This window comes from Streptomyces monomycini (assembly GCF_022271435.1).
GTDB lineage: Bacteria > Actinomycetota > Actinomycetes > Streptomycetales > Streptomycetaceae > Streptomyces > Streptomyces monomycini.
Genome location: NZ_JAFIQY010000024.1, coordinates 14,341 through 41,301 on the forward strand (window position 1 = coordinate 14,341; position 26,961 = coordinate 41,301).

19 protein-coding genes are annotated in these 26,961 nt (G+C 74.1%); 8 read left to right on the forward strand and 11 right to left on the reverse strand.

Features of this window, described 5'->3' with window-relative positions; all coding sequences use genetic code 11:
- Positions 1–121: 121 nt before the first annotated feature.
- On the reverse strand, positions 122–1,756 hold the full coding sequence (locus JXZ78_RS24660; RefSeq protein WP_030021692.1) for an L-lactate permease: 1,635 nt from the start codon (positions 1,754–1,756) through the stop codon (positions 122–124).
- A gap of 202 nt (positions 1,757–1,958) precedes the next feature.
- Positions 1,959–2,402 (reverse strand): DUF3499 domain-containing protein, encoded by a 444-nt coding sequence (locus JXZ78_RS24665; protein ID WP_078624427.1) that lies wholly within the window; start codon positions 2,400–2,402, stop codon positions 1,959–1,961.
- 271 nt (positions 2,403–2,673) lie between these two features.
- Here JXZ78_RS24665 and JXZ78_RS24670 point away from each other — a divergent pair, with 271 nt between their 5' ends.
- Positions 2,674–3,213, forward strand: a complete 540-nt coding sequence (locus JXZ78_RS24670) for a metallopeptidase family protein (RefSeq protein ID WP_208870180.1) — start codon at positions 2,674–2,676, stop codon at positions 3,211–3,213.
- Positions 3,214–3,252: 39 nt separating this feature from the next.
- Here the strand turns inward: JXZ78_RS24670 and JXZ78_RS24675 are convergent, their stop codons facing one another.
- From JXZ78_RS24675 to JXZ78_RS24685, 3 genes are all read right to left on the reverse strand, one after another.
- The gene (locus JXZ78_RS24675) at positions 3,253–4,806 is read right to left on the reverse strand and encodes a DUF5719 family protein (RefSeq protein ID WP_030021689.1); all 1,554 of its coding nucleotides are present in this window, start codon (positions 4,804–4,806) and stop codon (positions 3,253–3,255) included.
- Entirely contained in the window at positions 4,803–8,729 is a 3,927-nt protein-coding gene (locus tag JXZ78_RS24680) for a glycosyltransferase family 2 protein (protein ID WP_030021688.1), read from the reverse strand. The genes JXZ78_RS24675 and JXZ78_RS24680 overlap by 4 nt, the downstream gene beginning before the upstream one ends.
- Positions 8,730–9,022: 293 nt before the next feature.
- On the reverse strand, positions 9,023–9,286 hold the full coding sequence (locus JXZ78_RS24685) for a WhiB family transcriptional regulator (protein ID WP_003983763.1): 264 nt from the start codon (positions 9,284–9,286) through the stop codon (positions 9,023–9,025).
- Between the two features lie 706 nt (positions 9,287–9,992).
- Here JXZ78_RS24685 and JXZ78_RS24690 point away from each other — a divergent pair.
- From JXZ78_RS24690 to JXZ78_RS24700, 3 genes are read left to right on the forward strand one after another with little or no spacing between them, the layout of a single operon-like run.
- A complete protein-coding gene (locus JXZ78_RS24690) occupies positions 9,993–10,490 on the forward strand; it encodes a cysteine dioxygenase (RefSeq protein WP_030021687.1) in 498 nt (165 codons plus the stop codon).
- Between the two features lie 56 nt (positions 10,491–10,546).
- Entirely contained in the window at positions 10,547–11,503 is a 957-nt protein-coding gene (gene cofD / locus JXZ78_RS24695; RefSeq protein WP_030021686.1) for a 2-phospho-L-lactate transferase, read from the forward strand.
- Positions 11,500–12,876: a coenzyme F420-0:L-glutamate ligase gene (locus JXZ78_RS24700; RefSeq protein WP_050502680.1), complete on the forward strand. Its 1,377-nt coding sequence runs from the start codon at positions 11,500–11,502 to the stop codon at positions 12,874–12,876. The genes cofD and JXZ78_RS24700 overlap by 4 nt, the downstream gene beginning before the upstream one ends.
- A gap of 30 nt (positions 12,877–12,906) precedes the next feature.
- Here the strand turns inward: JXZ78_RS24700 and JXZ78_RS24705 are convergent, their stop codons facing one another.
- The 3 genes from JXZ78_RS24705 to JXZ78_RS24715 form a co-directional block, all read right to left on the reverse strand.
- Positions 12,907–13,821, reverse strand: a complete 915-nt coding sequence (locus JXZ78_RS24705; protein WP_030021684.1) for a DNA-3-methyladenine glycosylase family protein — start codon at positions 13,819–13,821, stop codon at positions 12,907–12,909.
- A gap of 132 nt (positions 13,822–13,953) precedes the next feature.
- The gene (manB, locus tag JXZ78_RS24710) at positions 13,954–15,036 is read right to left on the reverse strand and encodes a mannose-1-phosphate guanylyltransferase (RefSeq protein WP_030021683.1); all 1,083 of its coding nucleotides are present in this window, start codon (positions 15,034–15,036) and stop codon (positions 13,954–13,956) included.
- 73 nt (positions 15,037–15,109) lie between these two features.
- On the reverse strand, positions 15,110–16,507 hold the full coding sequence (locus JXZ78_RS24715) for an N-acetylmuramoyl-L-alanine amidase (protein WP_238783352.1): 1,398 nt from the start codon (positions 16,505–16,507) through the stop codon (positions 15,110–15,112).
- A 126-nt stretch (positions 16,508–16,633) separates the two neighbouring features.
- Between JXZ78_RS24715 and JXZ78_RS24720 the strand changes: the two genes are divergently transcribed.
- From JXZ78_RS24720 to JXZ78_RS24735, 4 genes are all read left to right on the forward strand, one after another.
- Positions 16,634–17,386, forward strand: coding sequence for a TIGR03089 family protein (locus JXZ78_RS24720; protein ID WP_030021681.1), 753 nt, complete (start codon positions 16,634–16,636; stop codon positions 17,384–17,386).
- 186 nt (positions 17,387–17,572) lie between these two features.
- A complete protein-coding gene (locus JXZ78_RS24725) occupies positions 17,573–18,919 on the forward strand; it encodes an LCP family protein (RefSeq protein WP_030021680.1) in 1,347 nt (448 codons plus the stop codon).
- A gap of 229 nt (positions 18,920–19,148) precedes the next feature.
- Positions 19,149–20,984 carry an LCP family protein gene (locus tag JXZ78_RS24730; RefSeq protein WP_030021679.1) on the forward strand — a complete coding sequence of 612 codons (1,836 nt, stop codon included), beginning with the start codon at positions 19,149–19,151 and terminating at the stop codon, positions 20,982–20,984.
- Between the two features lie 110 nt (positions 20,985–21,094).
- Positions 21,095–23,077: an LCP family protein gene (locus JXZ78_RS24735; RefSeq protein ID WP_030021678.1), complete on the forward strand. Its 1,983-nt coding sequence runs from the start codon at positions 21,095–21,097 to the stop codon at positions 23,075–23,077.
- Here the strand turns inward: JXZ78_RS24735 and JXZ78_RS24740 are convergent.
- The 3 genes from JXZ78_RS24740 to JXZ78_RS24750 all read right to left on the reverse strand — a co-directional run bounded on the left by JXZ78_RS24740 (position 23,065) and on the right by JXZ78_RS24750 (position 26,925).
- A complete protein-coding gene (locus JXZ78_RS24740) occupies positions 23,065–24,171 on the reverse strand; it encodes a polyprenyl synthetase family protein (protein WP_030021677.1) in 1,107 nt (368 codons plus the stop codon). The two genes, JXZ78_RS24735 and JXZ78_RS24740, sit on opposite strands and share 13 nt — an antisense overlap.
- Positions 24,172–24,207: 36 nt before the next feature.
- Positions 24,208–25,641, reverse strand: a complete 1,434-nt coding sequence (locus tag JXZ78_RS24745) for an MFS transporter (protein ID WP_050502679.1) — start codon at positions 25,639–25,641, stop codon at positions 24,208–24,210.
- A 225-nt stretch (positions 25,642–25,866) separates the two neighbouring features.
- Positions 25,867–26,925, reverse strand: a complete 1,059-nt coding sequence (locus JXZ78_RS24750) for a glycosyltransferase family 2 protein (protein WP_030021675.1) — start codon at positions 26,923–26,925, stop codon at positions 25,867–25,869.
- Positions 26,926–26,961 lie beyond the last annotated feature (36 nt).

Sequence of the window (26,961 nt, forward strand, 5' to 3'; positions counted from 1 at the left end):
GTGGGGTCCGGCAGCCCGGGTCATCTTGTGTCCCGCGCCGCGGTGGATCAATCACGGACGAAAGTCCCCTCCCTCAGCCCCGCTCCGCCCCTTTCCGCTGCCTCCCCCTCGCTCCCCGCCCCTAAGGCAGCATCCATCCCAGTACGGCCGTGCTCTGCCCCACCACGATCAGACACATCACCAGCAGCAGCCCCAGGCTCCACGGCAGCACCTTGCGCAGCAGGTCGCCCTCGCGTCCGGCCAGGCCGACCGCGGCACAGGCGATCGCCAGGTTCTGCGGGGAGATCATCTTGCCGAGCACGCCGCCGGAGCTGTTGGCCGCGGCGAGCAGGACGGGTGAGAGGCCGGACTGCCGGGCCGCGGTCACCTGGAGGGCGCCGAAGAGGGCGTTGGCGGAGGTGTCGGAGCCGGTGACGGCGACGCCGAACCAGCCGAGGACGGGCGAGAGGAAGGCCAGTCCGGCACCGGCGGCGGCGACGAAGTGGCCGATGGCGGCGGCCTGTCCGGAGAGGTTCATGACGTAGGCGAGGGCCAGGACGGAGGTCACGGTGAGGAGGGCCAGGCGCAGTTCGCGTACGGTCGAGGCCCATTCCCGTACGGCGGTGGCGGCCCGTACGCCCAGTACGGCGGCGGTCAGCACGCCGGCCAGCAGGACCAGCGTCCCGCCGGTGGCGAGCAGCGGGAGCGAGAAGACGTTGCCGCCGACCGGGTTCCCGTCCGGGTCCGCGACGTCCAGGAAGGGCCAGTCGAAGGTGCGGGTCGCTCGGGCGAGGAGGTTTTTGACGGGCGGGACCTGGGCGAGGGAGAAGACGGCGACGATGAGGGCGTACGGCGCGTAGGCGCGGACGATGTCGGCGCGGGAGTCGCGGACGTCCAGGTCTTCGCTGCGGACGCCGGTCAGGACGGCGGCCCGTACCGGTTCGGAGGCGGGTCTGCGGGTGGCCGGTACGGCGACGAGGGCGGCGGCCCCGGCCAGGGCCGCGCCGATGTCGGCGAGTTGCGCGGAGACGTAGTTGGCGGCGGCGAACTGCACGGCGGCGAAGGCCAGTCCGCAGGCGAGCGCGGGCGCCCAGGTCTCGCGCAGGCCGCGCCGCCCGTCGACCAGGAACACCAGCAACAGCGGTACGACGAGGGCGAGCAGCGGGGTCTGGCGGCCGACGACCGGGGCGACGGTGTCCAGTGGCAGGCCGGTGACCTGGGCGAGTGTGACGACGGGGGTGCCCATGGCGCCGAAGGCGACCGGCGCGGTGTTGGCGACGAGCGCGACGACGGCGGCCCGTACCGGGGAGAAGCCGAGGGCGACCAGCATCACCGCGCTGATCGCGACGGGCGCCCCGAACCCGGCGAGCGCTTCGAGCAGCGCCCCGAAGCAGAAGGCGATGACCAGGGCCTGGACGCGGGGGTCGGCGGAGAGCCCGGAGAAGGAGCGGCGCAGGACGTCGAAGTGCCGCGTGCGGACCGTCATCCGGTACACCCACAGGGCGTTGACGACGATCCACAGGATGGGGAACAGGCCGAAGAGCGCGCCCTGGGCAGCGGCGGACAGGGCCTGCCCGGCGGGCATGCCGTAGCCGAGGCAGGCGGTGGCGAGGGCGACGGCGAGGCCGGTGAGTCCGGCGCGGTGGGCGCGCATCCGTACGGCGCCGAGCAGGACGAGGACGGTGATCAGCGGGAGGGCGGCGACGAGCGCGGACAGGGCGAGCGAACCGGCGACGGGTTCCAGCGGCTGCACGAACTCCCGCTGCGGTACGGACACTCGGCCTCCCGGTGGGCAGCTCCCCCGTCACTTCCGCCATACGGAAGCGGATCTTTCGGGGGTGGAGGCATGGTGGTGCCCGCGGCGAGGCGGCGTCAATGGTGCGGACGGAAGTGACGAAGTGACGGGCGTGGCAGGGGTGACGGGGGTGGCGGGAGCGACCGGGATCCGGCGTCGGAACCCGGTCGCCCTGATCCGGACCTCAGTTGTCCGGCGACCGCAGCACCCGCAGATGTCCCCGGCGGGCGACCTCCATCGGGTGGGCGTCGCGCCCGTTCGGTCCGCTGACCTGTGGGCCGTTGCCGCCGCCCGCCGCGCGTTCCTGGGGCCGGGCCGCCTCGCGCACCGCGTTGGCGAGCGCTTCGAGGTCGTCGCCGCTGGGGCGGGCCGGACCGGTGTCGGTGGCCAGCCGCACGACTTCCCAGCCGCGCGGCGCGGTCAGCCGCTCGGAGTGCTCGGCGCACAGGTCGTAGCAGTGGGGCTCGGCGTAGGTGGCGAGCGGTCCGAGCACGGCGGTCGAATCCGCGTAGACGTACGTCAGCGTTGCGACGGCGGGGCGGCCGCACGCAGTGCGCGAACAGCGACGTACAGGGCTCACGACGTTGGACGGTACCGCACTCTTGAGCGGGCCGCGATGACTCTCCACGACCTCACCCGACCGTGTCGTCCCGGTTCGTCCGGTGCGCCTGACCTGCGGGCGCCCGGGCCGAACCGTGCGGTACGCACTGCGCCGGACGGCGCAGGGCGTCGAAACCCGTCACGACTCTGTACATTTCATGTCATTCCCCATGTCCTTCCCGGTCCGATGCATGGCCGCAAGCGGACTCGACGAGCCTACGACCGGTCGCTCGACGACATGGCACCGGATCCGCCGCTCTCCCGCGCCACCTGCCCCGGGACGGTTACGCTCGGTTCTGATGGACAGCCCCGTACCTCCTCCGGCCGACGCCGGAGGGCCCTCCGCACCGGCCGGCACCGGCGGCACCCCCGCCGCGCCCGGCGGCGCCACGCGGCCGCCCGCACCGGCGGGACCGCGCCCACGCCGCCGCGACCGGCACGGCCGCGGGATGCGCGGCCCGGTCGCCCCGCCCCAGGTGCCGCTCTCGGTGAGCCGCGCGGATTCCTTCGTCGATCTGGTCTACGACTCACGGGACCGGCTGGAACGGCGCTGGCCGCAACTGGCGGACGTCGACTTCCTGGTCGTCGAGGTGCCCGGGTTCGGCCCCGACGGGGACACCGGGCCGGCCGCCGACGAGGAGACGGTGCCGCTGGGCCGGCTGCTGCCCGCCACCGGCGACCAGGCGGAACGGGTGGTCGTCTACCGCCGCCCGGTCGAGATCCGTACCAAGAACCGCGACGAGCGGGCCCTGCTGGTCCACGAGGTCGTCGTCGAACAGGTCGCCGAGCTGCTCGGCCTGGCGCCGGAGTCGGTCGACCCGCGGTACGGGCAGGACTGACCCCGGGCCCGACGCGAGCGCCCCGGCGGCCCGCACGCCTCACTTCAGCAGCAGCCTGAGATCCTCCCCCGCCGTCGGCACCACCACCGTCCCCCGGTCGTCCGGGAGCGTCTGCACGGTGAAGGCGGGCAGGCCGCCCTGGGGCAGGGCCAGGGTCCGTGCCGCGTGGACCGGGCCGCTGCCCGCCGCCGGGGTGACGGTCAGGGCGTAGGAGCCCTTGAGGCCCTGCGGGCGCGGCGGTTCCACGGCGAGGGTGCTGCCGCCCTTGACGGTGTACGTCTTCGACACCGGCGTACCGCCTCCGCTGCCCGCCGACGCGGTGACCGTGACCTTGGCGTCCTTGCCCTTCTCCGGTGCGACGAGGGACAGCGTGCCGCCCTTGTCGCGGTTGTCGGCGACGGTGGCCCGGTCGCCGACCGGCCCGGTCGCCGGGATGAAGGCCATCTCCTGCTTGTCGCCCTTGCCGCGGGTGACCCGGAGGGCCACCGCGACGGGCGCCTTGGAGCCGTCGGCGGGGGTCAGCACCAGCGAGCCCGCCTCGCCCTTGGTGAGGTCCTTGAGGTCGGCGGCGGCCGTCATGCCGCTCTTGACGTGCAGGGTCTCCAGTCCGGCCGGGGTGATCAGGCCGTTCGGGGTGGCCAGCTGCACCTTCAGGTCGGCGTCCTCCTTGCCGGGCGCGACGGCGACGAGGTGGACGCCGGTGGCGTCGGCCGGGATGCCCGGCAGGACCGCGCCGGGCGCGGGGTCGGCCGCCGCGGGCAGCCAGTCGCCGCCCAGCTTCGCGTCGGCGGCCTGCACGGAGGCGCCGACCCGGCCCTCCCGGGCGCCCACGTGCAGGGCCGCGTCCTGGACGGGCGTGCCCGTCAGGGTGGAGATCAGGACGGGCACGGTGGAGTGCGGCGGGACGGTGATGTTCTCGCCGGAGGAGGACTTCAGCGGGCCGTCCTTGCCGCGCAGGTCGAGGTCGACGACGGCCGGGGTGTCGTCGGGGTTGGTGAGGTGGATGTAGTCCTGGCGGTCCTTGGCGGTGCTCACGCCCGGGAACCAGAAGTCGGTGTCGGGCGCCGCGCAGGACAGGCCGAGCAGGCCGCGCCCGTTGCCGGCCGCGACGCTGGTGGTCTGCTGGACGGTCCAGCCGGGCGCGAGGGCGCCGTCGGCGGACCCGGTGAGGGCGGGGGCGTCCGCGCGGTCCGTGGTCGCGGTGACGGGGATGCCGGCCTTCTTCAGGGGCGCGACGGGGGTGGCGCCCGCCTGCGGGCCCTGCTGTCCCTGGCCGGCGCCCGTCTTGCCCTTTCCGTCCTGCCCGCCCTTCCCGTCCGGCTGCTTGCCGGACGGTGCGGGCAGCAGCCCCGCGGTGCCCTCGGAACCGGCCTTGCCGCCCGTCCCTTCGGGGGTGAAGGCGGTGTACGTGGTCTCGCCGACCTCCGACGAGGTGGGCGGCGGGCACAGCAGCGCGGACCGTTCGACGGGCCGCCGGGAGGCGCCCTGGGCCGTGGTGGCGCCCGGCGTGTCCGGTGCGGCGACGGCGGCGACTCCGGTGACCGCGCCGAGAGCCACGGCCGCGCCGATCAGGGACATGATGGTGCGCTTCACTGCTGGTCGCTCCCGTCACGGCGGGGCTCGCGGTAGGAGCCGGGGTACGTCGTGCCGTCGTCGTAGGGCTGCTGCTGGTGCGGCGGCTGCTGGGACGGCTGCCGGCCGTAGTGGTACGGGTCGTAGGCGCCGGGCGGGTAGGGGTCGGCGGCCTGGTCCGGGTCCGCCGGGGCGGGGCCTGCGGCGTCCGCGTACGGCTGCCCGTACGGGTGCTGGCCGTACTGGTTCTGGCCGTACTGATCCGGTGCGTACTGATCCGGTGCGTACTGATCCGGTGCGTACTGGCCCTGCCCGTATCCCGGCTGCTGCTGCCACTGGTCGGACGTCTGCTGCTCGTACCCCTGCTGCGGGTCGTAGCCCTGCTGTCCGTAACCCTGCTGCTGCCCGTACCCCGGCTGCTGCTCGAACCCCGGCTGCTCCCCGAACCCCGGCTGCTCCTCGTAGCTCTGCTGCTGCGACACGGCCGCGTACGGGTCGGCGGTCGGGGCGGCCATCGGATCGGCCGTCGGACCGGCGGCGGGAGGCGCCGCCGGGGCGGTCACCGGCTCTTCCCCGGGCCGCGGGCCCGGGATGCCCGGCTCCGCGCCGTCGGGGGCGGCGGCCTGGGCGGCCCGCAGCCGCCGTGCGCGACGGCCCTCCCCCGAGGCGGCTTCCGCGGGCACCGCGGCCACGCCGTCCTCGGGCAGGTCGTCGTCGATCTCGCGGCGGCGGCCCGGCAGGGCGAGCACCACCAGGACCACGGCGAGCAGGCCCTGGGCCCACAGCCACGCGGTGTGGCCCATGGGGTCGTCGTAGGTGAGGTCCAGGCGGCCGCCGGACGCGGGCAGCGCGAAGCCCTGCGCCCAGCCGTCGACCGTGACCGGCTTCAGCGGCTTGCCGTCGAGGGTGGCCTGCCAGCCCGCGTCGGCGGTGTCGGCGACGCGCAGCACCCGGCCGTCGGCGCCGTCGGGCAGGTCGGTGTGGGCCGCGACGGGTCCGGCCGGGACCGGGACCGGTGCGGTGGCGCGGCCCGCGCGCGTGCCGTCCTTGGTCTCCCCCGGCACGATCGAGACCCGCGAGACGCGCTGGTCGACGCGCCACAGGGCGCTGCCGTCGTCCTGGCTGAGGCGGGTCAGGCCGGGGGTGGCGTCCAGGACGCGGCCCATGGCGCGGGGCGCGCCGTCGCGGACCAGGAGGTAGCGGATCGCGTAGCCGCCGAGCTGATTGGTCTGGTCGGCACCGGAGCCGGCGACGAGGTTGGCGACGATGCCGCCGAGCCGCCGGTCCTCGCCGGTTTCGACGGCGAGGTCGGCGTCGCCGAGGCGGGCGCCGGAGCCGCGTACCAGGGTGTACGCGACATGGCCGGCGTCGCCGTCGAGGACGAGGGTGCGGGCCTGGTCGACGGAGCCGGTGTCCTCGGCGACGAAGGCGGGGACCTGTACGGGGTCGCGGCGCTCCAGCGGCCCGGCCGCGCCGGTGATCATCCAGCTGGCCGCCGCGTACAGCGGGGCGAGCAGTGCGGAGACGGCGATCAGGACGGCGACCGGCTGTTTCCAGCCGAAGCCGAGGGTCTCCATACGGGAGCGGATGCCTTCGGCGCCGACGGCGGCGGCGCTCAGCAGCGCGAGCCCGTAGACGAGGACGGCGGGGCCGGCCCAGGCGGAGCGGTTGGCGAGCACGGCGAAGAGCAGGCCGGTCACGGCCACGGCCCAGGCGATGCGGACCGCGCGCTGCCGGTCGTCGCGCAGGGTGGCCGCCAGCGCGGCCAGCACGATGCCGAGGAGCAGCACGCTTCCGGCGGCCTTCGGGCCGCCGGGGCTGATGCCGACCAGGTCCAGTACGGACGCCGAGCCCGTGCCGAGGTCCAGCCCGGCCTCGCGGAAGAAGCGGGAGGGGTGGGCGAGCAGGGACAGCGACCAGGGTGCCAGGACGACGAGCGGGGTGGCGGCGACGGCGAGGAACCGCAGGACGTAGGGCAGGAGCAGGCCGCGGTTGCCGTCGAGGGCGCGCAGGACGAGCAGGGCGATGCCGAGGAGGACGGCGACGGGCCAGACGACCGGGGTGAAGGCGGTGGTGAAGGTGAGCAGCAGCGCGTACGCCCAGGCGGCGCGCCAGCTCGGCCGGGTGCCGGGGGTCAGCCGCAGGCCGCCGGCGGCGACGGCGGCGCGTGCCATGAGCGGCAGCAGGATCGCGAGGACGGCGGTGCCGATGCGGCCGCCGGCCAGGGCGCCGGTGGCGGCGGGCAGGAAGGCGTAGACGACGCTGCCCCAGGCGCGCAGCAGGCGGGAGGTGACCAGCGGGCGGGAGGCGAAGTAGGCGCTCAGGCCCGCGAGCGGTACGGAGCACACCAGCAGGACGGTGACGGCCAGTTTGGTGCTGCCGAGGAAGAAGGTGGCGACGAGGGCGAGGACGGCGAGGTAGGGGGGCGCGGCGGCGGTGCTGCCGGTGCCGGTGGCGTGCCAGCCGTCGAGGTAACTGGTCCAGAGGTCGCCGAGGCGGTCGGGGGCGGGCAGCAGGGCGCCGCCGGTCAGGGCGCCGGAGCCGAGGAGGGAGCGGCAGGCGACGAGCGAGACGGCGAGCAGGAGGAGGAAGAGCACCGGAGCCGGCCGGCGGGCGATCCGCTTGAGCCGGGCGAACTGTTCGATCTCCAGGTAGTCGGCGTCGTCGCCGCCGGGTCCGGACTCGACGGCGCCGTGCCGTCCGGCGGAGGCGGCTTCGGGGGCGGAGCGTCCGGCGAGGTTGCCGGCGACCTGTTCGACGGTGGCCCGTACGGTCGCGCCGGGTGGCGGGAAGAGCGGCCGCAGTTCGCTCGCGTCCGTCGCGGGGCGGCCGCGTTTCCTGCGCGCGGCGAGGATCGCGCCGGGGCGCAGCAGGGTGCCGATGAGGCCGGCGAGTTCGTCGAGGGCCTGGCCGGGGGCCTTGCCGACGAGGTAGGCGAGGACGCGCAGCAGGGTGCCGAGGACGATGCGCAGGGCGACGTACGGGAGCAGGGCGCCGCGGGTGTTGGCCAGGAGGGTGTAGACGGCGCCGGCCTTGTCGACGCGGTGGGGGCTGGCGGTGGAGCGGCCGACGCAGTCGATGGGGCGGCGTTCGCGGGCGGATGCCTCGGCGTGCCGCAGGACGGCGTCGGGGGCGACGAGGACCTGGTGGCCGGCGGCCTGGGCGCGCCAGCACAGGTCGACGTCGTCGCGCATCAGGGGCAGGCGGCGGTCGAAGCCGCCCAACTGCTCGTACACGTCCCGGCGGACGAGCATGCCGGCGCTGGAGACGGACAGGACGGGCCGTACCTGGTCGTGCTGGCCCTGGTCCTGTTCGCGGCGGTCCAGGCCGGTCCAACGGCGGCCGCTGCGGGCGATGCTGACGCCTGCTTCGAGGAGCTGGCGGCGGTCGTACCAGCTGCGGAGCTTGGGACCGACGACGGCGGTGGAGGGGCTGGAGTCGGCGACCCGCAGGAGTTCGGCGAGCGCGTCGGGTTCGGGCGCGCAGTCGTCGTGCAGCAGCCACAGCCACTGGACGGGTTCGCCGTGCGGGAGTTCCGGGAGGTCGTAGGTGTCGTCGCGCCAGGTGCGGCCGACCGGGTCCCAGCCGCTGGGGCGGCGCAGGTACGGCAGGTCGTCGGGGCCGAGGACGGGGGCGGTGCGGACGGCCTCGTCGACGGCGGTGCCGAAGCCGGAGCGGCGGGCGAGGTGGAGCACCCGGTCGTCGCCGAGGGCCTCGCCGAGCAGCCGGGCGGAGGCGTCCGCGCTGCCGGTGTCGGCGCCGAGGACCTGCTGCGGCGGGCGTTCCTGGCCGAGGAGTCCGGCGAGGACGTCGGGGAGCCAGCGTTCGCCGTCGTGGGAGACGAGCACTGCGGTGACGACGTGCCGGGGGAACTCGGGGGTGCCGTCGTGGTATTGGGCGGCGGCTTGCGCGGCCTGGCCGGCCGGCTGACTGTGCACGGACATCGAGGTAGGGGCCCTCCCCGGGGGTCTCGGGGTCCTCCCCCGGCATAGCGCTGCGCTGTGGACTGCGACGGACGGCGACGCGGTGCGGCCGACGGCACGGGTCGTGGCCGGGTGCCGGTCAGGGCGTCGGTGCGCCTCGGACGCGGCCCCACACTAATGCTTCGGCGGTGCGGGTCCGTCTGCCGCGTACACAGCGGTCCGCCTCCGGCACGTGGGCTGCGGAGGCGGACCGTTGTCTATGGGGGGATATACGGAGAATCGGTGGCCCGGCAGCCGGGCCGTCGCACTGGACGTCAGACCGCTGCCTTCTTGAGCCGGCGCCGCTCGCGCTCGGACAGTCCGCCCCAGATGCCGAAGCGTTCGTCGTTGGCGAGGGCATATTCAAGGCATTCGGAGCGGACCTCGCACGCGAGACAGACCTTCTTGGCCTCGCGGGTGGAGCCACCCTTCTCCGGGAAGAAGGATTCGGGGTCGGTCTGGGCGCACAGCGCGCGCTCCTGCCAGCCGAGCTCCTCGTCCGCCTCTTCGACCAGCAATTCCTGGAACAGCTCGGTCATGTGCGCCCCTCGTCTGTCTTTGCGTCCCCGTGATGCAGCCGTTACCGATGACGGCTGAACGACACGAGTGAAATTACAAGTGTGCCGATCCGGGCCAGTCAAGCCGAGATCTGCTATTGGGCCCCTTATTCACTCTGCGGAACCAAGCCTATGCAGAAAGTGTTCAAATCGGCAAAAAACAGGACACTTCCTCACCCGCATCACCCGTAACTTCCCTCTCACACCCAAGGACGCGACGGGCGGCGCAGCCGTTGCACCGCGTCCACCGAAGCGGGCCAGGTCACATTCAGATCACGAGACCGCAACGGCGCCCGGGAGTGCGCGGTTGTCGCCCGTGTGCTCAGCACCTCGCCTGCACAAACCTTTCGCCGCTCGCAGTAACCGGATGAGGTGAAACATTTCCCCCAAAACAGACACCCGGTTGACATGAGGCCGGGTACCCGGTCTCCTTGCATGCATGCCAGCGATTCCTGCGCTCCGCCTGACCCGTTCCTACGGGTCCCGCTGCGCTGCCCAGGCCCGCTGTCGCTGTTCCAGCTGTTGACGCCACCGAGCTCCAGCTTCTTCTCCCCGCAGTTCCCGCAGCACTCGCCGTACCAGCGGCGACCGCCGCACCCCGCACGGTTCCCGTGCCCGCCGCGCGCCGCCCGCGCCGCGGCGCTCCCCGTCTGCGCCACCTGAGCACCTTGCCGAGGAACTTCCGCACATGAACAGCGACGTCCAGATCGCCGGCGACCCGCTCGCGATCCCGCACCTGCTCCCGCCCGTCCCCGCGCACCCCTCCACCGTCGCCGGGTTCGCCGGACTCGCCCGTGAGATCGCCGCCGACCGGGCCCGCTGGGCCCCGCTCGTGCGCTACGACGCCACCACCCGCTGGTACCACCGGCTGCGCCAGGGGCCGGGCTACGAGGTCTGGCTGCTGAGCTGGCTGCCGGGACAGGGCAGCGGACGGCACGACCACGGCCCGTCCTCCGGCGTGCTGACCGTCCTGGAAGGCGAATTGAGCGAGCGCACCACGGGCGGCAGCCGGACGCTGACGGCCGGCGCGCAGCGCGTCTTCGCACCGGGGTACGTCCACGAGGTCGTCAACGACGCGCTCGTACCCGCCGTCAGCCTGCACGTGTACTTCCCCGGCCTGACCGACATGCCGATGCACAGCGCCCGCTGCGCGGCGGACGCCTCCCCCGCGGCGGTCGCCCCCTGACCGCCGTACCCCCGACCGCCTCCCGCCGGACGGCCGCCCCCTGACATGCTGGGGCCATGCGCATTGTGGTTCTCGCCGGCGGCATCGGCGGCGCCCGCTTCCTGCGGGGTGTGAAAGCAGCGGCGCCGGACGCCGACATCACGGTCATCGGCAACACCGGTGACGACATCCATCTGTTCGGGCTGAAGGTCTGCCCCGACCTCGACACCGTGATGTACACGCTCGGCGGCGGCATCAACGAGGAGCAGGGCTGGGGCCGGGCGGACGAAACCTTCCGGGTGAAGGAGGAGTTGGCGGCGTACGGGGTCGGGCCCGAGTGGTTCGGGCTCGGCGACCGCGACTTCGCCACGCACATCGTCCGTACCCAGATGCTGGGCGCCGGCTATCCGCTCAGCGCGGTGACCGAGGCGCTGTGCGCGCGGTGGAAGCCGGGCGTGCGGCTGCTGCCGATGTCCGACGACCGGGTGGAGACCCATGTCGCCGTGGACGTCGACGGCGAGCGCAAGGCCGTCCACTTCCAGGAGTACTGGGTACGGCTGCGCGCCTCGGTGGACGCGCACGCGGTGGTGCCGGTCGGCGCCGAGCAGGCCAAGCCCGCGCCGGGCGTGCTGGAGGCCGTCGCCGAAGCCGACGTGGTGCTCTTCCCGCCGTCCAACCCGGTGGTGAGCGTCGGGACGATCCTGGCCGTACCGGGCATCCGCGAGGCGATCGCGGACGCCGGGGTGCCGGTGGTCGGGCTGTCGCCGATCGTCGGGGACGCGCCGGTGCGCGGCATGGCGGACAAGGTCCTCGCCGCGGTCGGCGTCGAGTCGACGGCCGCCGCGGTGGCCAAGCACTACGGTTCCGGGCTGCTGGACGGCTGGCTCGTCGACACGGTGGACGCGGGCGCGGTGCCCGAGGTCGAGGAGGCGGGCATCCGCTGCCGGGCCGTACCGCTGATGATGACCGACCTGGACGCGACCGCCGCGATGGCCCGTGCGGCGCTGGCGCTGGCCGAGGAGGTCCGCGCGTGAGCGGCTTCGGGCCCGCGCCGGCCGCCACCAGCGGCCCCGAGACGGCCCCGGCCTACCGGGTGTGGGCGCTGCCCGGCATTCCCGAGGTGCGGGACGGCGACGACCTCGCCAAGATCATCGCGGCCGCGGCGACCGCCGGCGGACTGCCCGGGCTCGCCGACGGCGACGTGCTGCTGGTGACCTCGAAGATCATCAGCAAGGCCGAGGGCCGGATCATGGAGGCCACCGACCGCGAGGCGGCCATCGACCAGGAGACCGTACGGGTCGTCGCGCGCCGCGGCACGCTGCGCATCGTCGAGAACCGGCAGGGCCTGATCATGGCGGCGGCGGGCGTCGACGCCTCCAACACGCCGGCCGGGACCGTCCTGCTGCTGCCCGAGGACCCGGACGCCTCGGCGCGCGCCATCCGCGACGGGCTGCGGGAAGCGCTGGGCGTACGGGTCGGTGTCGTCGTCAGCGACACCTTCGGGCGGCCGTGGCGCAGCGGGCTGACCGATGTCGCGATCGGCGCGGCCGGGGTGCGGGTGCTGGACGACCTGCGCGGCGGCGTGGACGCGTACGGCAACTCGCTCAGCGCGACGATCGTCGCCACCGCCGACGAACTGGCCGCGGCGGGCGACCTGGTGAAGGGCAAGGCGGCCGGGCTGCCGGTGGCGGTGGTCCGCGGGCTGCCGCACGTGGTGCGCGAGGACGGCGCGGACGGCGACCCGGACGACGCCGGGGCCCGGGACCTGGTGCGGTCCGCCCCCAACGACATGTTCCGGCTGGGCACCTCCGAGGCCGTACGGGAAGCGGTGACCCTGCGGCGTACGGTGCGCGAGTTCACCGACGACCCGGTGGACCCCGGCGCGGTACGGCGCGCGGTCGCCGCGGCCGTCACCGCGCCCGCGCCGCACCACACCACCCCCTGGCGGTTCGTGCTGCTGGAGTCCGAGGGCGCCCGCACCGGGCTGCTGGACGCCATGCGGGACGCCTGGATCGCCGACCTGCGCGGGGACGGTTTCAGCGAGGAGTCGATCGCCAGGCGGGTGCGCCGGGGCGACGTGCTGCGCAACGCGCCGTACCTGGTCGTGCCGTGCCTGGTCATGGACGGCTCGCACACGTACCCGGACGCGCGGCGCAACGCGGCCGAGCGGGAGATGTTCGTCGTCGCGGGCGGCGCGGGCATCCAGAACTTCCTGGTCGCGCTGGCCGGGGAGCGGCTGGGGTCGGCGTGGGTGTCCTCGACGATGTTCTGCCGCGACGTCGTACGGGAGGCGCTGGACCTGCCGGCGGACTGGGACCCGATGGGCGCGGTGGCCGTGGGCCGCCCGGCGGCACCGCCGCGGCCCCGGCCGGACCGCCCGGCGGACGCCTTCGTGACGGTGCGCTGAGCGCGCCCGCGGTGCCGCGCCCGGCCGTCGCTACAGCCGGGCGATGTCCCCGACGGGGAAGCGCGGGGCGCGGCGCGGCAGGGTCCGGCCCGAGAGCAGGATGAAGCGGGCGGCGCGGTGCCGCTGGCCCTCGTACGGGGCGAGCAGATCGAGCATCTGCTCGTCGGTGCCGTCCCGCCGCCCGGTCAGCGCGTAGCCGACGATGCGCGGCAGGTGCAGGTCGCCGACGGTGATCGCGTCGGGCGCGCCGTTGGAGCGCTGGAGCGCCTCGGCCGCCGTCCACGGGCCGATGCCCTGGACCAGCTGGAGCCGGTGCAGCGCGTCCGGGAGGTCCATGGCCGCGGCCTCTTCGAGGCGGCGGGCGACCCGTACGGCCCGCACGATCGTGGCCGAACGCTTGTGGTCGACGCCCGCGCGGTGCCACTCCCACGACGGGATCAGTGCCCAGCCACGCGGATCGGGCATCACCCGCAGCCGCTCGAACGGGCCGGGCGCGGGCTCGCCGTGCCGCTGGAGCAGCAGGCGCCAGGCGCGGTACGCCTCGTCGGCGGTGACCTTCTGCTCCAGGACCGAGGGGATCAGCGATTCCAGGACCAGGCCGGTGCGGGCGAGCCGTACGCCGGGGTGGCGGCGGCGCGCCTCGTGGACCAGGCGGTGCCGCGGGGTGAACGCCGCCGGGTCGTCGCCCTCCCCCAGGAGGGCGGGCAGCCCGTCCAGCATCCACTCGGCGCCGGGCCCCCAGGCCTCGGCCTCGACCTGTCCGGCGCCGGGCCGCTCCCGTACGCACAAGGTGGCCGGCCCCTGCGGCGTACGGCTGGCCCGCCAGACCGCGCCGTCCGCCACCCGGAACGCCGGATCGCCGGGGCCGCGACCGAGCACGCCGAGGGTGCGGCGCAGGTCGTACGGGCCGGGCGGGGCCCAGGTGCGGCGGTGGGGGGCGGGCATCCGGCCAGGGTAGGTGATGCGGGTGGGCGGTGGCGGGGGCCCAGGCTCCAGTGGGGTTCCGGAGGAGTTCCCGAGGGGGCTGCCCGGCGTCCCGGGTGGTGCCCGTGTGCCGCCGCGACGCCGCCCTCCGGCTTACTGGTCGGAGGAGAAGCGGACCGAGGCCGCGGGTATCTCGGCGTCGCACCACACCCGTATGCCCTCGCGCAGTTCGTTGTCGGCGCCGACGCGGGCGCCGTCGCCGATGACCGCGCCTTCCAGCACCGTGCGCGCCCCGATGTGCGCCCCCGCGCCGATCAGGGAGTCGCGGACGCGGGCGCCCGGCTCGACGACGGCGCCCTCCAGGACGGCGCTGCCGTCGACGCGCGCGCCCGCGCCGATCCGGGCGCGGGGGCCGACGGCCGAACCGCCGGTGATCTTGGCGTCGGGTGCGACCTCGGCGGTGTCCATGACCAGGCGGTCCCCGCAGCGGCCGGGGACGGCCGGGGACGGGGCGCGGCCCAGCACCAGGTCGGCGGAGCCGCGGACGAAGGCGTGCGGGGTGCCCAGGTCGAGCCAGTAGGTGGAGTCGACCATGCCCTGGAGGTGGGCGCCGCTCTCCAGCAGGCCGGGGAAGGTCTCGCGTTCGACGGAGACCGGGCGGCCGGCCGGGATGGTGTCGATGACCGAGCGGTTGAAGACGTAGGCACCCGCGTTGATCTGGTCGGTGACGATCTCCTCGGGCGTCTGCGGCTTCTCCAGGAAGGCGGTGACCCGGCCGGTCCCGTCGGTGGGCACCAGGCCGAACGCGCGCGGGTCGGCGACCTTGGTCAGGTGCAGGGAGACATCGGCGCCGGTGGTGCGGTGGGTGTCCACCAGGGCCTCGATGTCCAGTCCGGTGAGGATGTCGCCGTTGAAGATCAGGACCGGGTCGCCGGGTGCCGAGTGCAGGCGGGAGGCGACATTGCGGATGGCGCCTCCGGTGCCCAGCGGCTCCTCCTCGGTGACGTACTCCAGGTGCAGGCCGAGCGCGGACCCGTCGCCGAAGTACGGCTCGAAGACCTCGGCGAGGTAGGAGGTGGCCAGCACGATGTGCTCCACACCCGCGGCGCGGGCGCGCGCCAGCTGGTGGGTGAGGAAGGGGACACCGGCGGCCGGGACCATCGGCTTGGGCGTGTGCACCGTCAGCGGGCGCAACCGGGTGCCCTTGCCGCCGACCAGGAGGATCGCTTCAGTCACCTTGTCTTCTCTGCTTCCTGCTGGGGTCGGCCGGTCGGCGGACCAGTGTAGGCAGATACTTTCGAACGGACTTTCAGCGCCCCTGGAGGCGGGCCGCCGAATGGCGCGCGGTGCCGAGCTTTCTGTACAGGCGGTCGCCGGGGCACTTGGTGTTGAACCCGTCCCGGTGCCCCGAGATGGCGTGCAGCTTAGCCCTGGTGCCCTTCGGGAACCGGTTGCCGCCGCCGGACACCAGGGTCGTGACGGCGCGCGGATCGACTCCGTACAGGCCGAGCTTCCAGGCCGTCAGTTTCGCCACCGCGGAGACGGACGCGGCGGACGGATTTGCATTCTCGAACGTCCCGAGGACAGCGATGCCCATGCTGTTCTGGTTGAAACCGCGGGTGTGCGCGCCCATCACCGGCTTGCTGACGCCGCCCGCGCGGCCTTCGTAGACGATGCCGCACTTGTCGATGAGGAAGTTGTAGCCCATGTCGCGCCAGCCGCTGCTCTTGACGTGGAAGCGGTAGATGCCGCGCAGCACCGAAGGGGCCTGCCGGCACGTGTAGTTGTTGCCGGTGGCGCTGTGGTGGACGAAGGCCGCCCGGACGCTCCTGGTGTACGCGAACTGCCGCTCGCGCAGCCGTTCGTCGGCGCCCCAGCCGGCCCGGGTGACGATGGCCGGGCGCGGGCCGACGTGAGAGCGGGGGGTGGTGGGGCGTGAGGTGGCGGTGGGCCGGGGGGTGGGCTCGTCGTCGTAGTCGTCGCCGGGGCCGGCGGGCTTGCCCAGCGCGGGGAGGCGGAAGACGCCGAGCAGGGCGTCGAGGGCGGAGCCGACGGTTCCGGTGTTGCGGGGCGGCTTCGGGCGGCCTGCGCCGGAGGGCTGTTCGCCGGTCCGCGCCGCCCGTACCTGCGGGGTGTCCTGGCCGGGGTCGACCAGCTCCAGGCGCATCCCGGCGGGCAGGGCGCGGCGTACGGCCGTCCGGGCGCCGCCGTCGCGGTCGCGCTCGCGTTCCGGGACGACGCGCAGCTCCACGGCGTCCGAGGCGCCGACCCACAGGGGTGCGGTGCTGCCCCGTACGGAGCCGCCCCGGCGCTCGGCGGACCGCGGGTCGGGGGCGTCGTCGTCATGGGCCTGGACGTCCTGCCAGCCGGACCAGCCGGTGCTGCCGACGGGGCGGGTACGGACCTGGACGTCGCCCTGCAGTTCGGCTGCCGGGTCGTCCCAGACGACGCCGACCAGCGAGAACGGGGCGACGCCGCGGGCCGACAGGCCCTGGGCGCCGGCGGCCGCGCTCCGGTCCGAGGTGTGCAGGGGGCGCAGGGGCAGGGAGCGGGTGCTGCCGGGAATGCCGGCGGGTACGGCCCGGGCGGAGGTGGCGGCGGGAGCGGTAACGGGTGCGGCGGTGGTCGCCCCGGCGGGCAGGGCGAGCGGGAGGGCGAGGGCCGCGGTGCACGTCACGGCGATCGAGGTAGCAAGAATGGCACGCATGGAGAAAGCGTGAACGAATGGGACATAACATGCCATTCACGAACCTGACGGCGCGTCGGCCCGGGCGCCCCCGCCCGCCCGCCGTCCGGCTGACCGACGGCCGCCGCCGCGCGTACCCTGACGCCGATGAACACCACCGATCGCACCCCCGCCGACCTGCTGCGTTCCGCACTCGCCGCGGACCCGGCCCGCCCGCTCGTGACCTTCTACGACGACGCCACCGGCGAGCGCGTGGAACTGTCCGTCGCCACCTTCGCCAATTGGGTGGCGAAGACCGCCAACTACCTCCAGGGCGACCTCGCCGCCGAACCCGGCGACCGCCTGGCGCTGCTGCTGCCTGCGCACTGGCAGACCGCGGTCTGGCTGCTGGCCTGCTCCTCGGTCGGCGTGGTCGCGGACGTCGGCGGCGACCCGGGCACGGCGGACCTCGTCGTGAGCGGGCCGGACACCCTGGAGGAGGCCCGCGCCTGCACGGGCGAGCGGGTGGCGCTGGCGCTGCGCCCGCTGGGCGGCCGCTTCCCGCAGGCGCCGCAGGGCTTCGCGGACTACGCGGTCGAGGTGCCGAGCCAGGGCGACCGGTTCGCGCCGTACACACCGGTCTCCCCGCAGGACCCGGCGCTCGCCGTGGACGGCCGGGAGCTGACCGGCGCCGAGGTGGTGGCGGCGGCGCTGGCCGACGCCGCGGAGCGCGGGCTGACCGAGGGGTCCCGGCTGTTGTCCGGCCTGCCGTACGACAGCTGGGCGGGCCTGTCCGCCGGGCTGCTCGCCCCGCTGGCCGTGGGCGGCTCGGTCGTGCTGTGCCGCAACCTGGACCGGCTGGCCGCGGACGGCCTGGCGCAGCGCGAGGAGAGCGAGCGGGTCACGCACCGCGCGGTCTGACGGGCCGCGCCCCGGGCTCCCGCCCCCTGTCCCCCGTCCGGCGGACACCTGACCCTCCGTGAGGGGCCGGTCCGCCCCCGGCGGGTCATGATCTTTGGATACGGACGCCCCTGCGGGCCCGTCCGCCCGCCGGGCGGTGGCTCCGCGCGGGCGGGACGCCGACTCCGGAGGGATGGGGACGCACACGTGAGCGACAGCCCGGAGAACCCTTCCGGCCGGCCGGGTCCGCGCGGCCCGCGGGACGCCGGCGGCGAGCCGGGTGCGCGCCCGGGCCCGCTCGCGGCCCCGCCGCTGGACCTCACGGCGGAGAGCGGCGCGACGGCCACCGGTCCGCGGCCCGGGCGCCGGTGGCTGCGCCGGGCCGCCCTCGGGCTCGCCGGGCTGGTGCTGGCCCTGGCCGGTACCGGCTGGCTGCTCTACACCAAGCTGGACGGCAACATCCGTACCGACCACGACACCCGTAACGAGCTGGAGAAGTACGAGGCGGAGCGGCCCAGGTCGGAGCCCGGGGGCGCGGAGAACGTCCTGCTGATCGGCTCCGACCGGCGCTCCGGGGAGAGCAACGGCAAGTACGGCGAGGACAACGGCACCCAGCGTTCGGACACCGCGATCCTGCTGCACGCGGCGGCGGACCGCAGGAGCGCGACGGCGGTCAGCATCCCGCGCGACCTGATGGTGCGCATTCCCGCTTGCAAGCGTTCCGACGGAAAGCAGTCGGTGCCGCAATTCATCCAGTTCAACTGGGCGTTCGAGTTCGCGGGGGCGGCCTGCACGATCCGTACGGTCGAGAAGATGACCGGCATTCGCATCGACCACCACATGATCGTGGATTTCGCCGGATTCAAGAAAATGGTGGACGCGGTGGACGGTGTCGACCTCTGCCTGGAACGGCCCGTCCATGACGACGAGGCACATCTGCGGCTGCCGTCCGGCTGGCAGACGCTGCGCGGGGAGGAGGCGCTCGGCTACGTCCGGGCCCGCAAGAGCCTCGGCGACGGCAGCGACACCATGCGCATGGAGCGCCAGCAGCAGTTCCTGGCGGCGCTGGTGAACAAGGTCCAGAGCAACGGCGTCCTGCTGCACCCCGGCCGGCTCTATCCGCTGCTGGACGCCGCGACCAGCTCCCTCACCACGGACGAGGGGCTGGCGTCACTGCGGGGTCTGTACGAATGGGTCCGTGGTATGCGCAGCATTCCGACCGACAAGGTGCAGTTCCTGACCGTTCCGCGCCAGGAGTACCGCTACGACACCGACCGCGACGAACTCGTCCAGCCGGACGCCGAGCAGCTCTTCCGGCAGCTGGGCAAGGACCGCCCGGTGACCGTACGGCCCGCTTCGACGACCCCCGCGCCGGCCCCCGCGGCGTCCGCCGTACCGGGCCGGGCGCGGGGCGCGGCGGACGCGCCGCACTCCCCGGGCCCGGCATCCGGATCGCGTAAGAATTCCGCGGACGAGGCGACGAACGGTTCCGCCCTCCCGTCCGCGACGCCCACCTTCCGGGGAACGACCGCCGAACGCGGGATCTGCCGCTGAAAGCTCGGCAAAAATACGCTCGGCCGCGCGAAAGCTGCCGAAAAGATGGGGTGAATTGCCCAGTTGTAGGGGAGTGGAATGTGTCACGGGCGTCGCTCGACGCTGAACTGGGCGGATAGTGTGAGCGATCCGGTCCGCACGACCAGGCTGACCGCGTATTGCACAACCGACCGACCGAGCGCCTTGAGGGGGAGGCGCCGCGTGGCACCGACGGAGGACACAAGGCACCGTGGACGCGCAAGGCCGTGGGCGAGGGGACGACATCGATCCCGCCGATCAGTGGGTGTTCGACCCGAACACCGGCACCTACGAGTTGCGGCTGGACCCTGGCGACGCCCCGGCGACGCAGCCGGCCGCCCGCAAGGGGCCGGCGCCCGGACGCGGCCGTGGCACGCCACGGCCCGAGGGAGGCCGGGGCGCTCCCCCGCCCCGCAGCGGTACGGGACAGCCCGGGAGCGGTACGGGACAGCCCCGCAGCGGTACGGGGCAACCCGGCAGCCGTACGGGGCAAAACGGTTCTGGAAGCGGTGGCCCCGGCCGGGACACCGACACCCGCGAGCTGCCCGCGCAGCGCGACCGGCGTGCCGGGAACCGCTCCGCGCCGCCCGGCGGCGGCGCGCCGAGCCGTCGTAAGCCCAAGCCGAAGAAGTCCGCGAAGAAGAAGGCGCTCTACTGGACGTCCGGCGCGCTCGGCTTCGTCCTCGTTGCGGGCTGCGGCGGCGCGTTCTTCCTGTACCAGCAGCTGAACGGGAACATCTCCAAGGTCGACGTCGGCAAGGAGAACCCGGCGGTCAAGGACGGCCCGGTCAACATCCTCGTCATCGGCACGGACGCCCGCTCCGGCAAGGGCAACCAGGGCTACGGCGACGCGGGCAGCGTGGGACACGCGGACACCACGATCCTGATGCACATCTCCAAGGACCGCTCCAACGCGACGGCCCTGAGCATCCCCCGCGACATGATCACCGACATTCCGGACTGCCCGACGAAGAAGGACGGCGCCACCAGGAACATCCCGGGTGAGCGCAACGTCCGCTTCAACACGAGCCTGGGCCAGGAGGACCGCGACCCCGGCTGCACCTGGCGCACCGTCGAGAAGATGACCGGCCTGTCCATAGATCACTTCATGATGGCCGACTTCAACGCGGTCAAGGAGCTGTCGGAGGCGGTCGACGGCGTCGAGGTGTGTGCCGCGAAGCCGATCGACGACCCGAAGTCCCATCTGCACCTGCCAGCCGGCAAGAGCATCGTCAAGGGCGAGCAGGCGCTGGCCTTCGTCCGTACCCGGCACTCCGTCGGCACCGGCAGCGACCTGAGCCGCATCCAGCTCCAGCAGCAGTTCCTCAGCTCGATGATCCGCAAGATGAAGTCCGGCGACACCCTCACCAGCGTGCCAAAGCTCTACGACCTGGCCCAGGCCGCCACCAAGGCGCTGACCGTGGACACCGGGATCGGCAGCGCGGGCAAGCTGGTGGACCTGGCCAAGGACCTCAGCCGGGTCGACATCAAAAACATCACTTTCGCCACAGTTCCCGTCCTGGACAACCCGAAGGACCCCGCGACCGTCGTACTGGACGAGGTGAAGGCCGGACCGCTGTTCCAGATGATCCGCGCCGACCACTCGCTGTCCAAGACGAAGGAGAAGAAGAGCAAGGGCACGTCGGACGACAAGAAGGTTCCCAAGGCCCCGGCCGACAAGGTCCGGGTGGACGTCAGCAACGGCGGCGGACCGATCGGTGCCGCCCAGGAGACGGTGGACTGGCTGCAGAACAGCAAGGCCGCGAAGCTGTCGACCAACGCCGGCAACGCGCCGACGAAGCTGGCCGCGACCCGGCTGGAGTACGCGCCGAACCAGGCCGACCAGGCGGCGGCCCTGGCCGACTGGATGGGCCTGCCCAAGAGCGCGCTGAAGAAGACCACCGCGGACGCGGGGCCGAAGGTCCCGATGAAGCTGATCCTGGGCAAGGACTTCGAGGGACCGGGCAAGTCGATCGAGGCGCCGACGAAAACGCCGGACGGCGTGCAGAACGTGAACGCCGACGACCAGAACGTCTGCGCCAAGTAGCCGGACACCGGCCGGGCTCCCCGGCCGGTCCGCGGCTGCACGGGGCAGCCGGAAAGACCAAGCGAGCCCCGGCCGCCGTGACCGGCGCCGACTGACGGGGGAGAAACCCAATGCGGCACAGCAGTGCGCGTGGCGACGGGCCACGACGGCGCCGGCCCGACGCCGAGAGTCTGGGCTGGGACGACAGCCTGTACGGGAACGGGAACGGGAACGGCGACGGACGGGACGGTGCGCCACGGCCGGCGGGCCAGGGGGGTACGCCTCCCCCGGACGCCCCCGGCGCCCCGGACGCCCCCGGTGTCACCGGCACGCCGTCGGCGGGCGGCGGCACGGCCGTTCCCCCGGTGATCACCGGTGGGGTGTCGGGGCCGCCCGTGATCACCGGCGGCGTCGCGGGCCCGGCCATGGGCGGCGACGCCCCGGCCGGCCAGTCCCCCGCACCGGGCGTCACGGGCACGGCCGTCACGGGTACACCGGCTGCCGGTACGGCTGCCACCAGTACCCCCACCGCCACCGCCACCGCCCTCAAGGAAGCCGCGGACCCCGGCTCCTCCCCCGCCGACGGCTCCGAGCCCGAGGCCAAGGGCTCCCGCCGCGCGCGCAGACCCCGCAGCAAGGCCCGGCGCGTCCTGCGCTGGAGCGCGATAACCCTGGCCGTGCTGATAGTCGGCACGGCCGGCGCCGGTTACTGGTACTACGAGCACCTCAACGGCAACCTCCGCAAGGACGCCCTGGACCTGGGCTCCGGCGGTCTGGAGAAGCCCGAGCCGAACGCGTTCGGGCAGACTCCGCTGAACATCCTGCTGCTCGGCTCGGACGGCCGGAACAGCGAGAAGAACATCGAGCTGGGCGGCGCCCGCCAGGACGCGGACCGCAAGCCGCTGGCCGACGTGCAGATGCTGCTGCACGTCTCCGCCGACCGCAGCAACATGTCGGTCATCTCGATCCCGCGCGACACCCGCGTGCCGATCCCGGAGTGCAAGGACCCGGACGACGGCAAGGTCTACCCGCAGACCACCGCGGCCATCAACACCTCGCTCCAGCACGGCGGCCCCGGCTGCACCGTCGCCACTTGGAAGGAGCTGACCGGCATCTACATCGACCACTTCATGATGGTCGACTTCGCCGGCGTGGTGGACATGGCGGACGCGATCGGCGGCGTACCCGTGTGTGTGGACAAGAACATCTACTCGCACGACAAGAAGGGCCACGGCAGCGGCCTGAAGCTCACCGCGGGCACCCACTCGGTCAAGGGCGTGCAGGCCCTCCAGTGGCTGCGCACCCGTTATGGCTTCGAGGACAACACCGACATCGGCCGGGCCAAGGCCCAGCACATGTACATGAACTCGATGGTCCGCGAGCTCAAGGCGGGCACCAAGCTCACCGACCCGATGAAGCTGCGCGACCTGGCCGAGGCCGCCACCAAGGCACTGACCGTGGACGAGGGCCTGGGCACCGTGAAGAAGCTGTACGACCTGGGCGGCGACCTCCAGCGGGTGCCGACCGAGCGGATCACGATGGTCACCATGCCCTGGCAGTACGCGGCACGCGGCGAGTACGTCGTGCCCAAGCCGGGCGACGCCGAGCAGACCTTCTCCCTCGTCCGCAACGACACCGCGCTGGACGGCAAGGACAAGAAGAAGAAGCCCGCGCCCGACCCGCAGCCGACGACGGCCAAGGACAAGCTGGAGGTCGTCGTCCAGAACGGCACCAACAGCACGGTCACCGGCCCGGTCTCCGGCCGCGCGAACGTGATCGCCGGCCACCTGGCGTCCCTCGGCTACACGAGCGCCGGCACGGACTCCCGCCTCACCACCCAGGCCGACACCACGATCACCTACCCGGCCAAGGAGGGACGCGGCGACGCCCTCGCCCTCGCCAAGGCCCTCGGCCTGCCCAAGGACGCGGTCAAGGAGTCGCGTTCGGCGACCCGTATGCGGCTGGTGATCGGCAACGACTGGCGCAAGGGGACGTCGTTCCCCAAGCCCTCGGAGGCCGAGAAGGAGGCCGACAAGGCGCCGGACAGCGCCGACGCCCTCAACGGCGAGGACAAGAAGGCCTGTATGAAGGTGAATCCGGCCTACACCTTCTGACCGGACCGCGCCCGAGCGCGGCCGGGCGGCACCGCCGGGCCCGGGGGCAGGGTGCAGTGCGCGCCGTGCGGGCCCGCCGGCGCGCAGGCGTTCGCGGTGGTCCGCACCTCGTCGTCGACGCGCCGGTGCAGGGGCGCGGTGAAGGGCGAGGCGGGGGCCAGGGTGTCCAGCAGGGCGTGGGCGCGCTGGTGGAGGCCGGCGAGGAGGTGCCGGTACGGGGTGAGGACGTCCGGGGCGAACATCATGGCGGCCAGCCGTCGGCGGTCGGCGGGCGAGTCGGCGGCCCGGCCGAGGAGTTCCACCGCCTGCTCCCGGTCCGCGTCGGTGGCCGCGTGCAGCAGCTGGACCAGGAGGTAGGTGGCGGTGCGGTTGCCGAGGTCCTCGCTCTGGCCGGAGCGCAGGTCGTCCTCGTCGTTGCGGAACTGCGCGAGCATCCCGACGGCCTGCCCGAACTCCCCCCAGGCGGCCGCCCGCGGGTCGTCGGCGCCGTCCGCGCCGAGCGCGAGGCGGGCCGCCATCGTGGCGGCCATGGCGTAGACCGAGCCGCTCTTGTGCCGGTAGACCGTCAGGACGTCCTCGGGGCCCGTCCCGGTCGGTGAGCCGAGGATGTCACCGACCTGCCCGTCGCAGGCGGCGGTCCAGCCGTCGAGGTAGTCCGCGGTCAGGCGTTCACGCAGGGGCCCGGGCACCGGCAGCGCGGCCAGCGCGCGCAGCGGCAGGGCGTAGCCGCATTCCAGGGCGGCCGTCATGACGGCGGCCGGGTCGCCGCCGTACAGCCGGGTGCCGAGGTCGCCGTCCGACACGTCGTCAAAGGTGTTGGCGGCCCGCCACCACAGGGTGTGCACCCCGGCCACCGGGACGGCCGGTTCGAGGGTGCCCTCGACGGCGCCGTGCACAAGGAGCGGCAGCGCGCATTCGAGAGGGGTCCGCCTGCCGTGGGTGACGAGCCGTTCGAGCGCGGGCCGCAGATGCGCGAACCGGGGCCGGTAGGCGTCGAGCAGCCCGGCCAGGTACTGGCCGACCTGCGGGACGGTCTCGGTGAGCCGGGCTTCGGGGCTCGGCCGCACGGCGGCGGGCCGGGGCTGAGGGGACAAGCGTGTCTCCGTACGGTCGGGGGGATCGGTCCGGTGTCACATCGGGAGGTCCCGCGCCGCCGGTGCGCCGAGGCGGTCCTGCGGCTGCCGGTCGGCGGGTGCGGCCGCCGGGGGCAGGCCGCGGGCGAGAACTGCGGCGGCCGCCGAGGTCGTGGTCAGCGCGGTGGTGGTGACCGCGAAGGCGGCGACCACGTCGGCCGTGGCGCGCACCTGGGCGAAGAAGAGGAAGCCGTAGACGCACACGCCGAGCGCGGCGCCGAGCTGCTGGGCCGTGGAGACCACGCCGGACGCCGCGCCCGCGACCGGTTCCGGCACGGCGCGCAGGGTCACGGACAGGGCGGGGGTGACGCACAGGCCCAGCGCGCCGCCGACGGCGCACACCGCGCCGAGCAGCCAGCGGGGGTCGGTGCCGAGGGCGCTCACGGCGCAGCCCGCGTACCCGGCGGTCGCCGCGAGGGAGGCCAGGACCAGCAGCCGGACCTCCGCGCCGCGGGCCAGCCGCGGCGCGATCAGCGACCCGGCGGCGAACGCGACCGCGGCCGGCACCATGCCCGCTCCGGTGGCCAGCGGGCTCCAGCGCAGTCCCTTCTGGAGCAGCAGCCCGAGCATCAGGACGAACGCGGCGAGCCCGCAGTTGACCAGGACGATCAGCAGGATGCCGCGCCGGAAGCCGTCGGCCCGCAGCAGCCGCGGCGGTACGAGCGGGGAGCCGCCCCGGGCGTCCAGCGCGCGTTCGTGGCGCAGGAAGCAGGCGGCGACCGGGACGGAGGCGGCCAGGCAGGCCGGTCCCCACCACACCATGCCGCCCGCGCCGCCGGCCACCAGAGGGACGGCGCACAGCCCGATCGCGGCCGCCGCGAGGCCCACGCCGGGCAGGTCGGCGCGCACCGGTTCGCGGCGTACGGGCGGGTGTCCGCCCGCCGCCCACGGCAGGAGGGTGAGCGCCAGGACGCCCACCGGTACGTTGACGAGGAAGACGGCGCGCCAGCCGAGGCCGAGGACGTCCGCCGACAGCAGCCAGCCGCCGAGCAGTTGCCCGCCGATCGCGCCGAGGCCCATCACCGCGCCGATCGCGGCGTACGCCCTGCGCTGGGCCGCGCCGGTGAACAGGGTCTGCGCGGCGCGGTAGACCTGGGGCACCATCAGGGCCGTACCGGCGCCCTGGAACAGCCGGGCCAGGACCAGGACGGCAGTGGTGGGCGCCGCCCCGCAGGCGATCGAGGCGCCGGTGAAGACGGCCATGCCGAGGCCGAAGACCCTCAGGGAGCCCAGCGCGTCCCCCAGCCGGCCGCCGGCGGCCAGGCCGAGCGCGTAGACCAGCTGGTAGCCGGCGAGGACGAGCTGCTGCTGGCTGCCGTCCGCGCCCAGGTCCCGTTCCAGCGCGGGCATCGCCACGACCACGACGAAGACGTCGAGGTTGGCGAGGAACGTGCCGCACAGCAGGACAACCAGCGCCGCCCAGGGACGCACGGGGGCACCTCCAGCCGCTCACCTGACACGGTACGTGACGGATAAGACACGTATCGTAGCCATGTCAGGGTGTCTGTGCCCAGCCCGCGTTTGCTGCTGTGGCGGAAGGTACGTGCGGTACGGGTGGGGCGGTGGCGCGTGGACGGCGCGGCGGCGCCGCGCACCCGGCGGACGTACCCGGGAGAACGGGGACGCGTGAGCCGGGCGCGCGGGCCGCCCGCGGGGTCACTCCGCGGCGGCCGGCTGCGGCGCCGGTACGGCCGGGCGGCGGCTGGCGATGACCTTCTCGGCCAGCGACCGCGGGCTGGTCAGGAAGCCCCAGCCCCACGACATGTGCATGGTCGCCAGGGCGACCGGGATCTGGGCGCGGGCCTTCAGCGGCAGGCCCTTGCCCGCCGGGACCGAGCCCGCCGCGATGGCGGCCAGGTACCCGGCCGGGACGGCGAAGCCCCACGGCGTGACGAGGGCGCCGACCACGGCGCCCGCCGCGATGGCGCACACGGCGGTCGGCGGCGCCAGGTACCGCAGGTTGATCGAGCCGGAGTGGTAGCGGGCCACGACGTGGCGCCAGCGCCCGTAGTCCTTGTACTGCTTGGCGAGCGCGCGGACGCTGGGCCGCGGCCGGTACTGCACCTTCAGCTCGGGCGAGAACCAGATCTGCCCGCCCGCCTCGCGGATGCGGAAGTTCAGCTCCCAGTCCTGGGCGCGGATGAACTCCTCGTTGTAACCGCCCTGCTGCTCCAGCGCCTCGCGCCGGAAGACACCCAGGTAGACCGTGTCGGCCGGGCCCGCGGCGCCGCCCGTGTGGAAGGCCGCGTTGCCCACGCCGATCTTGGAGGTCATCGCGGCGGCGACCGCGTCCTCCCAGGCGTTCTCGCCCTCGGCGTACATGATGCCGCCGACGTTCTGCGCGCCGGTCTCCTCCAGGAGGCGGACCGCGGTCGCGATGTAGTTCGGCGAGAGCATCCCGTGGCCGTCGACGCGCACCACGACGGGGTGCCGGGAGGCCTTGATCGCCGCGTTCAGGGCGGCCGGGGTGCGGCCCGTGGGGTTGGGCACGGTCACCACACTGGCCCGCTCGTTGGCGGCGTTCTCGGCGACCAGCTCGGCGGCGATCTCGTCCGTACGGTCCGTCGAGGGCCCGAGCGCGATCACCACCTCCATCTCACCGGCGTACTCCTGTTCCAGGATGTGCTGGACCGAGCTGCGCAGATGACGTTCCTCGTTGAGCACCGGCATGATCACGGAGACGGCCGGGAGCTGCTGCGGTGGCGTGGCGTTCATCGCGGTCACGTTACCGCGTATGGGGGACGGGGGCCG

Bases quoted from the DNA above. Each gene is read 5' to 3' on its own strand.
- JXZ78_RS24670 (WP_208870180.1), top strand. From the start codon at position 2,674: ATGGACAGCCCCGTACCTCCTCCGGCCGACGCCGGAGGGCCCTCCGCA.
- JXZ78_RS24680 (WP_030021688.1), bottom strand. From the start codon at position 8,729: ATGTCCGTGCACAGTCAGCCGGCCGGCCAGGCCGCGCAAGCCGCCGCC.
- JXZ78_RS24685 (WP_003983763.1), bottom strand. From the start codon at position 9,286: ATGACCGAGCTGTTCCAGGAATTGCTGGTCGAAGAGGCGGACGAGGAG.
- JXZ78_RS24690 (WP_030021687.1), top strand. From the start codon at position 9,993: ATGAACAGCGACGTCCAGATCGCCGGCGACCCGCTCGCGATCCCGCAC.
- cofD (WP_030021686.1), top strand. From the start codon at position 10,547: ATGCGCATTGTGGTTCTCGCCGGCGGCATCGGCGGCGCCCGCTTCCTG.
- JXZ78_RS24705 (WP_030021684.1), bottom strand. From the start codon at position 13,821: ATGCCCGCCCCCCACCGCCGCACCTGGGCCCCGCCCGGCCCGTACGAC.
- JXZ78_RS24715 (WP_238783352.1), bottom strand. From the start codon at position 16,507: ATGCGTGCCATTCTTGCTACCTCGATCGCCGTGACGTGCACCGCGGCC.
- JXZ78_RS24720 (WP_030021681.1), top strand. From the start codon at position 16,634: ATGAACACCACCGATCGCACCCCCGCCGACCTGCTGCGTTCCGCACTC.
- JXZ78_RS24735 (WP_030021678.1), top strand. From the start codon at position 21,095: ATGCGGCACAGCAGTGCGCGTGGCGACGGGCCACGACGGCGCCGGCCC.
- JXZ78_RS24750 (WP_030021675.1), bottom strand. From the start codon at position 26,925: ATGAACGCCACGCCACCGCAGCAGCTCCCGGCCGTCTCCGTGATCATG.